Here is a 12895-nt window from a genome sequence, read left to right as displayed (position 1 = left end):
CGCTTTCCTCACCCGTCGATAGCTGCGCCTTGCGGGACACCTGGGCGAGTTTCTCGAGAGCCGCGCGACTTCACCGAACGCTCGTTGAGACGGTCGCTCAACGCCATGGCCCTGAGGAGTACGGCGCCTCGGCTTCAGGTACCGAAAATCGACCAGCCGGTCCGTTTCACCAGCATCTCCAGGGCGATGCGCCCGAGATGCGAGTTGCCGGCAGCGTCCAGCCCCGGCGACCACACGCAGATCGAGGCTTTCCCCGGCGCCACCGCCAGGATGCCGCCGCCGACCCCGCTCTTGCCCGGAAGGCCGACGCGATAAGCAAAATCGCCCGAGCCGTCGTAATGCCCGCAGGTCAGCATGATCGCGTTGATGCGACGCGCCCGCTCTGCCGAGATTACCGAATGGCCGGAGAGCGGATTGCGCCCGGAATAGGCCAGAAACAGCCCGGCGGTGGCGAGCTGACGGCATGTCATGGCGATGGCACAGTGGTGGAAATAGACGCCCAGCGTGTAGTCCACCGGGTTCTCGATCACGCCGAACGAGCGCATGTAGTTGGCGAGCGCCGCGTTGCGGAACCCGGTGCGCTTCTCCGAAGCCGCCACCGTCTCGTCGATGGTGATGCTGGAATCCTGCGCCAGGAACTGCAGGAAGCGCAGGATCTCGCCGAGCGCCTCCCGCGGCTGGTGCCCCGACAGGATCACATCGGTCACCGCGATGGCGCCCGCGTTGATGAAGGGATTGCGCGGGATGCCCTGCTCGCGCTCCAACTGGACGATGGAATTGAAGGGGCTGCCCGAGGGCTCGCGGCCAACCTTGCGCCATAGCCGGTCGCCGACCATGCCGAGCGCCAGGGTCAAGGTGAAGACTTTGGAAATGCTCTGGATCGAGAAGGGCGTATCGGCCTCGCCGCCCGCCGCGACGCGCCCCGCTCCGTCGATCACGACGAGGCCGAAAGCCCGGGGATCGACCCCTGCCAATTCGGGGATATAGCTGGCGACTTCGCCGCGATCGGGCCGGGCCCGCATCTCGTCGGCGATCTCTTTCACGATGAGGTCGAGATCGGGCACAAACTTGCTCGCGTCGCCGCCGCGCCTCGTCGGACGCGCAGCCGCCCGTTCACGAAGCGCGCCAAAATCGTTCGTTGTGGGGGGAGAAGCGTAGAGCTGCCGAAAGGGCCACCCTGTTAGATCGCGTCAGCGCCGGTTTCGCCGGTCCGGATGCGGATGGCTTCCTCGATCGTCGAGACGAAGATCTTGCCGTCTCCGATACGCCCGGTCTGAGCCGATTTGCGGATCGCCTCGACGGCGCCCTCGACCATCGCATCGGACAGGACGATCTCCAGCTTCACCTTCGGCAGGAAGTCGACGACATATTCCGCGCCCCGATAGAGCTCGGTATGTCCCTTCTGCCGCCCGAAGCCCTTCGCTTCGATGACGGTGATACCCTGGAGGCCAACTTCCTGGAGGGCCTCCTTCACCTCGTCGAGCTTAAATGGCTTGATGATCGCCTCGATCTTCTTCATCCCGGCTCGACCCGATCCACACGTCGTCACTACGTCGCAGGTGTATCATCGCAGGGGCGTGACCGCCACGGCGATTTGCGATGCCGGCTCGGTATGCTGCGCATCACGCAGGCACAAACTGCGGATTATGTAGGCATATGCGGCTTTTTGGATGAATTTATAGGCACATTGTGAGCGCGATGCATGCATGATCCGTCCGCCGCCGAGAGCGCGAACCTCGCACTGCTTACCGTACAGGCGATGCGCCGGGTCGATGCGGCGGCCATCAGCTCCGGTACATCCGGTCTGACGCTGATGCAGAGAGCTGGTGCCGCCGTCGCCGACAGAGCCCTGGCCATGGGCGGAGAAAAGATTTTAGTCCTATGCGGACCGGGCAACAACGGAGGCGACGGCTTCGTCGCCGCCCGATTGCTGGTGGATGCTGGACGTTCGGTCGAGCTGCAATTGCTCGGTGATCGGGCATCCCTGGCTGGCGACGCCGCTATCGCCGCAGCCGAGTGGCCCGGGCCGGTGGGCCGAGCAAATGCGTCATTGCCGGATTGCGACCTCGTGATCGATGCCCTGTTCGGGGCAGGTCTATCGCGTGACTTGGAAGGCGACGCCCGCGCCCTGGTCGAGGCCGTGAATGCGGCCGGGCAGCCCGTGCTGAGCGTCGATGTTCCGAGTGGTCTCGACGGTGACACCGGCCGTATCCGCGGCGCGGCGATCCGGGCGCAGGAGACCGTGACATTCGTCGCCCTCAAACCCGGCCATCTGCTTCAGCCCGGCCGGTCCCTGTGCGGGCACATCACCCTCGCCGATATCGGCACGGGGCCCGCCGCGCTGGAGGCCGGATTGGCGGGTGCGCCGAGACTGTTCCGCAATGCGCCGGGCCTGTGGACGCTGCCCGCCCTGAGCGCATCGAGCCACAAATACACCCGCGGTCACGCCCTGGTTCTTTCCGGCCCTGCCTTCAAAACCGGCGCCGCACGTTTGGCCGCGCGCGGCGCGCTGCGGGTCGGCGCGGGACTCGTCACCATCGCCTCGCCCGCCTCGGCGCTCCCGGAGAACGCGGCCCATCTCACCGCGATCATGCTTCGCCCGTGCGAGACCGCCGACGATCTCGACGATCTGCTCGTCGATGACCGCCTCAACGCCCTTCTGATCGGCCCCGGCCTCGGGACTGGCCCGACGACCTGCGAGCTGGTGGCCGTCGCCGCCTCCGCTGGACGCGCCCTGGTTCTCGATGCCGATGCCCTGACGAGCTTTCGCAGCGAGCTTCGCACGCTCGCCCGCCATCTCCGCGACGGCGAGGCCCGGGCGGTGCTGACGCCGCATGAGGGGGAGTTCGGTCGCCTGTTTTCCGGCACCGAGGTGCTGGCGCAGGATTTGACCAAGCCGGAACGCACCGCGCGGGCGGCACATCTCGCCGGCGCGGTCGTCGTGCTGAAGGGTGCCGATACGGTGATTGCCGCGCCCGACGGGCGGATCGCGATCAACGACCACGGCTCGCCCTATCTCGGCACTGCCGGCTCCGGCGATGTGCTCGGCGGACTGATCTGCGGGCTGTTGGCACAGGGCCTGGAGCCGTTCGAGGCGGCTTGCGCGGCCGTCTGGCTCCACGGCGATGCGGGCCTCCGCCACGGGCCGGGCCTCATTGCCGAGGATATCCCGGAATTGATGCCGGCAGTCCTGCGCGATCTGGCTCCCAGCGTCAGCTGACCTCGAAGCTCGTCCACAATCCCGTATCGAACCGCTCCAGCACCGTCGAGGACAGGAGCCAGCGACCGGGATTGTCCGCGACGAAGGCGATCTGGGCGTGCCGATTCTCCGGAATCTGCATGGTATCGAGCCAGTAGGGCTCCCAGCCGTCATCGAGGAGATGCAGCAGGCGGAAGACATGGCCGTGCAGGTGGAGGATCTGAGGAAAGGCGGTGTCGTTGCGGATCGTCAGGACGACGACTTGTCCACGCTTGACGGTGAACAGGGGAGGGGCGCCGGACGCGCCACTCGCGCCGTTCACCTGCCAGATCTTCGCGGGGTCGGCGATATAGGGCGTGTCGTCGCCCGGCTTGGCGCGGTCGGGTTTGACGCCCCCGGTCAGAACGAGATCGCGGCGAAACGCAGTCTGCAGCCGGATCTCATCGGGAAGGCGCTTGTTCTCGGGGATCGACGCGATCGGGCTGCGACCCGCCTGCGTGACGGGGTCGCCGGCGACGATCAGGTTCGCCAAAGGCAAGCCCTGTCCGAGGAGGGCCATGATCGCACCGGCCGGGCCGGACTGTGTCGGCAGGTCGAGGAGCAGATCGTAGCGCGTGCCCGGTGCGAAGGGCAGGGTGGCCTTGAGCGGCTCGAACGTGTCGGCGGGCTGCCCATCGACGGCGGCGACATAGACCTTCACGCCGTCGAAACGGATGCGGGTCGCGCGGGCGTTGCACGCATTCGCCAGACGGAGACGCAGGCGGCTGCCGGGACGCCCCTCCAGCTTCAACGGGATTGCCTGGCCGTTCAACGTCACGGCGCTTCCCAGGCGTCCAGCGGAGGCGGCGAACGCCACTTGGCCGAACGGAAGCAGGGCTCCGGCCTCGTCGAGGCGCCAATCCTGAAGCAGCAGCGCCACGTCCTGCTCGACCGGGGGCGGGGACCTCTCCTCGACGACCAGAAGGCCGGCCAGCCCGCGGCCCGACGGTTCGCTCGCCCCGCCGATCACGAGGGGACGGATCAGGAACGTGCCGGCATCCGGCGGCGTGAACTCGTAGGTGAAGTCCTGTCCAGGGCCGATCGGAGCCTGGGTGACGCCACCGACACCGTCCATGGGATTGCGATTGCGCACACCGTGCCAATGCAGGGAGAGCGGCTTGTCGGTGCCGTTCTCGAGCCGCAGACGCACCGCCTCGCCGAGCTTGATCCGTATGACCGGCGGTGCGGCGCCGTCGCCGAGGCGCCACACCTGGGTCTCCGCGGCGGGCTCCGGCCTGAGCCGGGCTTGAGCCGGACCCGCCTTGAGCGACATCGTCTCCGACGGTTTGGCTTCGGGAACGGGCGCGTCGGCGGGCTTGGCCGCCGGAGCCGATTTGCGAGCCGGCGACTGGGCCAGGGCGGGGAGGGGTGCGAGCATGAGCGCCGCACTTCCGACGATCAGCGCGCGGCGGGACAGATCGCCCGCTGTCCGCGCATCCTCCCGCATCGGCTCGTTCGGGGCCTCGGGGGCGGACATGCGCATGGGGGCTCGTGCGGCTGGTGGGGCAGTGGCCCGCGTTGTAGCTGCGCCCTTCAGCGGGCGCCAATCGTCCCTCAGGATAAAAGCGGCGCGAGCGATCATCGGCGCGGATAGAAACGGGGTCGTACGCCTGGACGCAAAGAGCGCTCCCCGGCTGGGCTCGACGAGGACACAGCGTCTCGTGGTGTGCGGCGCCAAAGCCGCAGGCGCGGTTGACGGCGTTTGAGGTCGACCCCGAACAAATTTTTGCTGCGGCCCCGAACGCGCGTGCTATAGACGCGCGCTTCGAAGGCCCGGACAGGGCCATGTCGCTCAAGCGCTCGCGGGCGTGGCGGAACTGGTAGACGCGCTGGATTTAGGTTCCAGTGTCGCAAGACGTGGGGGTTCGAGCCCCTCCGCCCGCACCAAGTCCGCATCGGGCCGGCATCGGGACCGGACCGGTTCCTGCCGGGCCTTGCGCTGTTTGGGCTCCCGCCAGGGTTTCCCACGGCGCCGCGGCATCGAGGACGAGATTGCGGTTTTTAAAAAAAGCGGACGAACGACGATGCAGGTGACCGAGACGACCTCCGAGGGGCTGAAGCGCGAGTTTCAGGTACTCCTCCCCGCCACCGAGCTTGAGGATCGCCTCAACACCGAGCTCTCGAACATCAAGGGCAAGGTTCAGATCAAGGGCTTCCGCCCCGGCAAGGTGCCGGTCGCGCACCTGCGCAAGGTGTACGGCAAGTCGGTGATGGCCGACGTGCTGCAGAACGCCGTCAACGAGGCCAACCAGCAGATCGTCGCCGACAAGGGCCTCAAGCTGGCTCTCGAGCCGCAGATCGAGTTCCCGAAGGACGAGGAGCAGAACATCATCGAGCGCGCGCTCGATGCCAAGGGCGACCTCGCCTTCAAGGTGAAGCTCGAGGTGCTGCCGAGCTTCGAGCTCGCGGACCTCTCCGACGTCTCCATCAAGAAGCTCGTGGTGAAGCCCTCCGATGAGGAGATCACCGAGGCGCTGGAGCGCATGGCCAAGGATGGCCGCTCCTTCGAGGATCGCGACGAGGGCGCCGAAGCGCAGTCCGGCGATCAGGTCGTGATCGATTTCGTCGGCCGCATCGACGGCGTGGAGTTCGAGGGCGGCAAGGGCGAGGACGTCCCGCTGGAACTCGGCTCCAACACTTTCATCCCCGGCTTCGAAGACCAGCTCGTCGGCGCCAAGGTCGGTGACACCCGCCTCGTGAAGACCGCCTTCCCCGAAGGCTACCAGGCCGAGCAGCTCGCCGGAAAGGACGCCGAGTTCGACGTGACCGTCAAGGCGGTCAAGGCGCCGGGTGAAGCCAAGATCGACGACGAGCTCGCCAAGCGCTTCGGCATGGACGACCTGGAGAAGCTCAAGGAGGCCGTCTCCAAGGCGATCGGCTCCGACTACGAGGCGCAGTCCCGCCGCAAGCTCAAGAAGGAGCTGCTCGACGCCCTCGACGGCAAGTACGCCTTCGAGCTGCCCCCGAGCCTCGTTCACCAGGAGTTCGCCGCGGTGTGGGCCCAAGTCGAGCAGGACCTGAAGAACCGCGGCAAAACCTTCGAGGAGGAGGGCACCTCCGAGGAGAAGGCGCAGAGCGAGTACCGCAAGATCGCCGAGCGTCGCGTGCGCCTCGGCCTGGTGCTTGCGCAAGTCGGCGAGACCGCCGATATCAAGATCTCGGATGACGAGGTCAACCAGGCCCTCTTCGCTCGGATCCGGCAGTTCCCGGGTCAGGAGAAGCAGGTCTACGACTTCTACCGCAACAATCCCCAGGCGCTCGCCGAGCTTCGCGCGCCGCTGTTCGAGGAAAAGGTCGTCGACCACGTCCTCGGTCAGGTCCAGGTCGTCGAAGAGCCGGTCTCGAAGGAGACGCTCTTCGCCGAGGACGACGAAGCCGACGCCGAGGGCGCGTCGAAGGCCGACGAGCCCAAGGACGTGACGAAGAACGAGGCGGCCGCCGAGACGGCTGCCGGCTGATCGACGCCTAGCGGCTCCGCGGCGGGCGACGATCGTAACGTGATCTTCACGGGGCGCCTGCCACGCGGGCGCCTCGCGAAGCACTGAGGATCAGACGGCGTTAAGGCGCGCCGTGTTCGCTGTAACCACCGGCCCCGGAGGATTCGTCCGAGGCCGGATTCCGGAGCCGAGGGCTGTCATGAGAGATCCGGTCGCATATTTTCATAATTCACTCGTCCCGATGGTGGTCGAGCAATCGAGCCGCGGCGAGCGCGCCTTCGACATCTATTCCCGGCTGCTGCGCGAGCGGATCATCTTCCTGACCGGACCGGTCGAGGACCAGGGCGCCTCGCTCATCGTCGCCCAGCTCCTGTTCCTGGAAGCCGAGAACCCTAAGAAGGAAATCTCCTTCTACATCAACTCGCCCGGCGGCGTCGTGACTTCGGGCCTGTCGATCTACGACACCATGCAGTTCATCCGCTGCCCGGTGACGACGCTCTGCGTCGGCCAGGCTGCCTCGATGGGCTCCCTGCTGCTGGCCGCCGGTGAAGCCGGTCACCGCTTCGCCCTGCCGAATGCCCGGATCATGGTCCACCAGCCCTCCGGCGGCTTCCAGGGGCAGGCGACCGATATCCTGATCCACGCGCGCGAGATTGAGGCGCTCAAGAAGCGCCTGAACGAGATCTACGTGAAGCATACGGGTCGCGAGTACGAGACCATCCACCAGGCGCTGGAGCGCGACAACTTCATGACCGCCGACGCGGCCAAGGAGTTCGGCCTCATCGACGACATCCTCCACAAGCGCCCGGAGCCCGCCGCCGCCTGACGCGGACGGTTCGGCCCGTGATCCGGGGCGCCTCGGGTGAGGCGTTCCGGGCACGCCCGTTAGCCATGCGGCCTTTCGGCGCTTCGCCGACCCCCGGGGCTGGTTGATCCCGAGACGGCAGCATGGTTGCATCGGGATTCGAGCGCCTCACTCCCGACGCATCCGCGCGGTGTGACTGTTTCTTTAGGCGGATGCGCTTACATCCTATGACGAAGCGCGTGCCCTGCTGGCTGGGGCTGCGCCCGCGAACCGGAGACCGACATGAGCAAGACAGGCGGCAACGACTCGAAGAGCACGCTGTACTGCTCGTTCTGCGGCAAGAGCCAGCACGAGGTCCGCAAGCTGATCGCGGGCCCGACGGTGTTCATCTGCGACGAGTGCGTCGAGCTGTGCATGGACATCATCCGCGAGGAATCGAAGTCCTCGCTGGTGAAGAGCCGCGACGGCGTGCCGACCCCGAAGGAGATTCGGCGGGTCCTCGACGATTACGTCATCGGCCAGGACTTCGCGAAGAAGGTCCTCTCGGTGGCGGTGCACAACCACTACAAGCGGCTTGCCCACGCGACGAAGCACAACGACGTGGAGCTCGCCAAGTCCAACATCATGCTGATCGGGCCGACCGGCTCGGGCAAGACGCTGCTCGCGCAGACGCTCGCCCGCATCCTCGACGTGCCCTTCACGATGGCGGACGCGACCACCCTCACGGAAGCCGGTTACGTCGGTGAGGACGTCGAGAACATCATCCTCAAGCTGCTCCAGGCCTCCGACTACAATGTCGAGCGGGCGCAGCGCGGCATCGTCTACATCGACGAGATCGACAAGATCTCCCGCAAGTCGGACAATCCGTCGATCACCCGCGACGTGTCGGGCGAGGGCGTCCAGCAGGCGCTCCTGAAGATCATGGAGGGCACTGTCGCCTCCGTGCCGCCGCAGGGTGGCCGCAAGCACCCGCAGCAGGAATTCCTGCAGGTCGATACCACGAACATCCTGTTCATCTGCGGCGGCGCCTTCGCGGGGCTGGAGCGGATCATCTCGCAGCGCGGCAAGGGCACCTCGATCGGCTTCGGCGCCAGCGTCCAGGCTCCCGATGACCGCCGCACCGGCGAGATCTTCCGCTCGGTCGAGCCGGAGGATCTGCTGAAATTCGGACTCATCCCCGAATTCGTCGGCCGTCTCCCGGTCCTGGCGACCCTCGAGGATCTCGACGAGGAAGCTCTCAAGAAGATCCTGCAGGAGCCGAAGAACGCGCTGGTGAAGCAGTACCAGCGGCTGTTCGAGATGGAGAATGTCGAGCTGACCTTCCAGGACGAGGCGCTGAGCCTCGTGGCCCGCAAGGCGATCGAGCGCAAGACGGGCGCCCGCGGCCTGCGATCGATCCTGGAAACCATCCTCCTCGATACGATGTACGATCTGCCCGGCCTCGACTCGGTGGAGCAGGTGGTCATCGGCCCGGAGGTGGTCGACGGAAAGTCGAGGCCACTCTTCATTCACGGCGACCGCAACAAGGACGCCCCGGCAAGCGTCAGCGCCTGACGGGTATGAAGTGAGGGCCGCCCGGCCATGCCGGCGGCCCTCTCTCGTTCCGGGGTGTCGCGCTTGAAACCGCGCCGACGAAGGACCAACTCAGGTCCATCGCAGCCGGCACGCTTTCACCCCTCTACAAGGTGCGAGCTGCGCTACCAGCCGCAGACGTATCATTCGCCTCCGACCCTTCGCGGCCCGGTCGGCACCTGGCAGGATGCTTGCTCGATTCGAGGAGCGTATGCCCGGCGTCAACAGATAAGGGAAACTCCATGACCCAGTCGAAATCGCGCCAGCCGGTCGTTCCCGGTTCGACGGGCTCCTACGCCGTCCTGCCGCTGCGCGACATCGTCGTCTTTCCGCACATGATCGTCCCGCTCTTCGTCGGTCGGGAGAAGTCGATCCGCGCGCTCGAGGAGGCGGTGCGTTCGGATCGTCACATCCTGCTCGCGACGCAGATCAACGCGAGCGACGACGACCCGGCGACCGACGCGATCTACAAGATCGGCACGCTCGCCTCCGTGCTTCAGCTCCTCAAGCTGCCCGACGGCACCGTGAAGGTGCTCGTCGAAGGCGCCGGTCGCGCGCAGATCGAGGAGTTCGTCCGCTCCGACGAATTCTACGAGGCACGCGCCCTGACCCTCGACGACGACCTCGGTGATCGCGTCGAGGCCGAGGCCCTCGCACGCTCGGTGATCTCCGAGTTCGAGAACTATGTGAAGCTCAACAAGAAGATCTCCCCCGAGGTCGTGTCCGCCGTCACCCAGATCGACGAGCCCTCGAAGCTTGCCGACACGGTCGGCTCGCATCTGGCGGTGAAAATCGCCGACAAGCAGGCGATCCTCGAAATTCCCACGGTGGCGGCACGCCTGGAGCGTGTCCTGTCCCTGATGGAGAGCGAGATCTCCGTGCTGCAGGTGGAGAAGCGCATCCGGACCCGCGTCAAGCGGCAGATGGAGAAGACCCAGCGCGAGTACTACCTCAACGAGCAGATGAAGGCGATCCAGAAGGAACTCGGCGACGAGGACGGTCGCGACGAGCTGGCCGAGCTGGAAGAGAAGATCGAGAAGACCAAGCTGACCAAGGAGGCCCGCGAGAAGGCCACCGCCGAGCTGAAAAAGCTTCGTCAGATGTCACCGATGTCGGCCGAAGCGACCGTCGTGCGCAACTATCTCGACTGGATGCTCGGCATCCCGTGGGGCAAGCGCTCGAAGATCAAGAAGGACCTGCTCGGCGCCCAGGCGATCCTCGATTCGGATCATTTCGGCCTCGACAAGGTCAAGGACCGGATCGTGGAGTACCTCGCCGTCCAACAACGGACGAACCGCCTCACGGGCCCGATCCTCTGCCTCGTCGGCCCGCCCGGCGTCGGCAAGACTTCGCTTGGCAAGTCGATCGCGAAGTCCACGGGCCGGGAGTTCGTCCGGATGTCGCTCGGCGGCGTGCGTGACGAGGCCGAGATTCGCGGTCACCGTCGGACCTATATTGGTTCGATGCCCGGCAAGATCGTCCAGTCGATGCGCAAGGCCAAGACATCGAACCCGCTCATCCTGCTCGACGAGATCGACAAGATGGGCATGGATTTCCGCGGCGATCCGTCGGCGGCCCTCCTCGAGGTGTTGGACCCGGAGCAGAACGCGACCTTCAACGACCATTACCTCGAGGTCGATTACGACCTGTCGAACGTGATGTTCGTGACGACCGCGAACACGCTCAATATCCCTGGGCCTCTTATGGACCGCATGGAGGTGATTCGCATCGCCGGCTACACCGAAGAGGAGAAGCTGGAGATTGCCCGCCGCCACCTGATCCCCGAGGCGATGAAGAAGCACGGGCTCGGGACCGACGAGTGGTCGATCACCGATGACGGTCTGATGATGCTCATCCGCCGCTACACGCGGGAGGCGGGCGTCCGCAACCTCGAGCGCGAGATCTCCAACCTGATCCGCAAAGCTGTGAAGGAGATCCTGATCACCAAGGTGAAGCAGGTCGAGGGCAACCCCGACACTCTGCCGGTCTTCCTCGGCCCGCCGAAGTTCCGCTACGGCGAGATCGACGCGGACGATCAGGTCGGCGTGGTGACGGGTCTGGCCTGGACCGAGGTCGGCGGCGAGTTGCTGACGATCGAGGGCGTCATGATGCCCGGTAAGGGCAAGATGACGGTCACGGGCAACCTTCGCGACGTTATGAAGGAGTCGATCTCCGCAGCGGCCAGCTATGTCCGTTCGCGGGCCATCGATTTCGGCATCGAGCCGCCGCTGTTCGAGCGTCGGGACATCCACGTCCACGTGCCGGAAGGGGCCACCCCGAAGGACGGGCCGTCGGCGGGTATCGCCATGGCCACTGCGATCATCTCGACGCTCACCGGCATTCCGGTGCGTCGCGAGGTGGCGATGACCGGCGAGGTGACCCTGCGGGGTCGCGTCCTGCCGATCGGTGGCCTCAAGGAGAAGCTGCTCGCGGCGCTCCGCGGCGGGATCAAGACGGTTCTTATCCCTGAGGAGAACGCCAAGGACATCGCCGAGGTGCCCGACAGCGTGAAACAGGGGCTCGAGATCATCCCGGTCTCCCGGATGGATCAGGTTCTGACGCACGCCCTCGTGCGCCAGCCCGAACCCATCGAGTGGGACGAGCCGCTCCCGGCCAAGACCCCGGCGCGGGACGACGACGGGGCGACCCTGATCGCTCACTAAACTCGAGCGAGCCCGACTCCTCGCGAAAGGCCCCCGACGCTCAGCGCCGGGGGCCTTTTTCGTGCTGGAGATCGCAGGAAATCGAGCTTGAGCCTTGCGCGTCCAGCCCCGCTCTCGTAACCCTGCGGCGCAGGCGAGCGGGCGGTTAGCTCAGTTGGTAGAGCGTCTCCTTTACACGGAGAGGGTCGGGGGTTCGAGTCCCTCACCGCCCACCAATATTATCAATATGTTAGACTGCCTCAGGAGATTAGGGACCACCCGTCTCCCTTTTCACTACACAAGAATGCTTCCCTCATTGTTGCACTGAGCCTCCCGGGGCACGTGCCTGCCGTTAGCTTAGAGCGTCTAACAGAACGGGCACGGAACGGTTGGGCGTGCGTTGGTTGTGATGGCTCGTCCGCTTCTGCCGCCGCCCCGGCCACGTCCGAAGGGCGGGCGGCGCCCGATCGAGAACCGGGCGGCGCTGACCGGGATCCTGTCGTGCTGCGCTCAGGTCTGCCCTGGGAGATGCTGCCCGCCGAGATGGGCTGCGGCTGCGGGATGAGTGGTTGGCGCCGCCTGAGCGACTGGCAGGAGGCCGGCGTCTGGGCGTGGCTGCATCAGGTGCTGCTGGAGCGCTTGCATGCAGCTGAGCAGATCGACTGGAGCCGGGCGAGCCTGGACAGCGCGTCCGTCCCGGCCAAAAAGGGGGGCCTGCCACCGGCCCGAACCCGACGGATCGGGGCAAGCCGGGCACCAAGCGCCACCTCGTCACCGACGCGCGCGGCACGCCGCTCGGCTTCTGCCTGAGCGGGGCCAACCGGCACGACAGCGTGATGATGGCCCAGACCCTCGAGGCCATCCCGCCCCTGCGCAACGGCCGGCGCGGACGCCCACGACACCGACCCGACAAGCTGCACGCCGACAAGGCCTACGATGCCAAAGCACGCCGCCAGGAGTGTCGGGCGCGCGGGATCGTGCCGCGCATCGCCCGCAAAGGCATCGAGTGCAGCCAGAGGCTCGGCCGCCATCGCTGGGTCGTCGATCCTTCGACAAGCTCAGGATGAGGGCACCCACGCTTGGTTCAATCGTTTCCGCCGCCTGCCCATCCGCTACGAGCGACGCGCCGACATCGACGAGGCCTTCACCAGCCTCGCCGCAAGCCTCATCACCATCAACCAGATCAGACGGTTCTGTTAGG

Annotated in this window: 8 protein-coding genes, 2 tRNA genes and 1 pseudogene; 8 read left to right on the top strand and 3 right to left on the bottom strand. The window is 66.2% G+C overall.

Annotated features, from left to right (window positions below):
- Positions 1-134: 134 nt before the first annotated feature.
- Complete coding sequence (locus OWC43_RS19975) at positions 135-1064, bottom strand: glutaminase (RefSeq protein WP_393958003.1); 930 nt, start codon at positions 1062-1064, stop codon at positions 135-137.
- Between the two features lie 116 nt (positions 1065-1180).
- The gene (locus tag OWC43_RS19970) at positions 1181-1519 is read right to left on the bottom strand and encodes a P-II family nitrogen regulator (RefSeq protein WP_137828874.1); all 339 of its coding nucleotides are present in this window, start codon (positions 1517-1519) and stop codon (positions 1181-1183) included.
- 183 nt (positions 1520-1702) lie between these two features.
- On the opposite strand from OWC43_RS19970, the gene OWC43_RS19965 reads away from it, so the two are divergent.
- Positions 1703-3220, top strand: coding sequence for an NAD(P)H-hydrate dehydratase (locus tag OWC43_RS19965; protein WP_393958002.1), 1518 nt, complete (start codon positions 1703-1705; stop codon positions 3218-3220).
- Here the strand turns inward: OWC43_RS19965 and OWC43_RS19960 are convergent.
- Positions 3213-4721, bottom strand: coding sequence for a multicopper oxidase family protein (locus tag OWC43_RS19960; protein ID WP_393958001.1), 1509 nt, complete (start codon positions 4719-4721; stop codon positions 3213-3215). The two genes, OWC43_RS19965 and OWC43_RS19960, sit on opposite strands and share 8 nt — an antisense overlap.
- Before the next feature lie 319 nt (positions 4722-5040).
- On the opposite strand from OWC43_RS19960, the gene OWC43_RS19955 reads away from it, so the two are divergent.
- The 7 genes and pseudogenes from OWC43_RS19955 to OWC43_RS19925 all read left to right on the top strand — a co-directional run bounded on the left by OWC43_RS19955 (position 5041) and on the right by OWC43_RS19925 (position 12894).
- Positions 5041-5125 (top strand) — tRNA-Leu (locus tag OWC43_RS19955).
- Between the two features lie 137 nt (positions 5126-5262).
- Positions 5263-6696 carry a trigger factor gene (gene tig, locus OWC43_RS19950; protein ID WP_393958000.1) on the top strand — a complete coding sequence of 478 codons (1434 nt, stop codon included), beginning with the start codon at positions 5263-5265 and terminating at the stop codon, positions 6694-6696.
- Positions 6697-6874: 178 nt separating this feature from the next.
- On the top strand, positions 6875-7501 hold the full coding sequence (locus tag OWC43_RS19945) for an ATP-dependent Clp protease proteolytic subunit (RefSeq protein ID WP_137828871.1): 627 nt from the start codon (positions 6875-6877) through the stop codon (positions 7499-7501).
- Between the two features lie 261 nt (positions 7502-7762).
- Entirely contained in the window at positions 7763-9034 is a 1272-nt protein-coding gene (gene clpX, locus OWC43_RS19940) for an ATP-dependent Clp protease ATP-binding subunit ClpX (protein ID WP_137828870.1), read from the top strand.
- Between the two features lie 260 nt (positions 9035-9294).
- Positions 9295-11715 carry an endopeptidase La gene (lon, locus tag OWC43_RS19935; RefSeq protein WP_137828869.1) on the top strand — a complete coding sequence of 807 codons (2421 nt, stop codon included), beginning with the start codon at positions 9295-9297 and terminating at the stop codon, positions 11713-11715.
- Between the two features lie 139 nt (positions 11716-11854).
- Positions 11855-11930 (top strand) — tRNA-Val (locus OWC43_RS19930).
- Positions 11931-12103: 173 nt separating this feature from the next.
- Positions 12104-12894 (top strand): annotated as a pseudogene (locus OWC43_RS19925) (IS5 family transposase).
- The last annotated feature ends 1 nt before the right edge of the window (position 12895 follow it).

Origin of the sequence: Methylorubrum sp. POS3, assembly GCF_043352485.1 — a bacterium.
In the GTDB taxonomy this organism is placed as follows: domain Bacteria; phylum Pseudomonadota; class Alphaproteobacteria; order Rhizobiales; family Beijerinckiaceae; genus Methylobacterium; species Methylobacterium suomiense.
The sequence above is the reverse complement of the archived record's forward strand: the minus strand, read 5'-3'. Positions and strand labels throughout refer to the sequence as shown.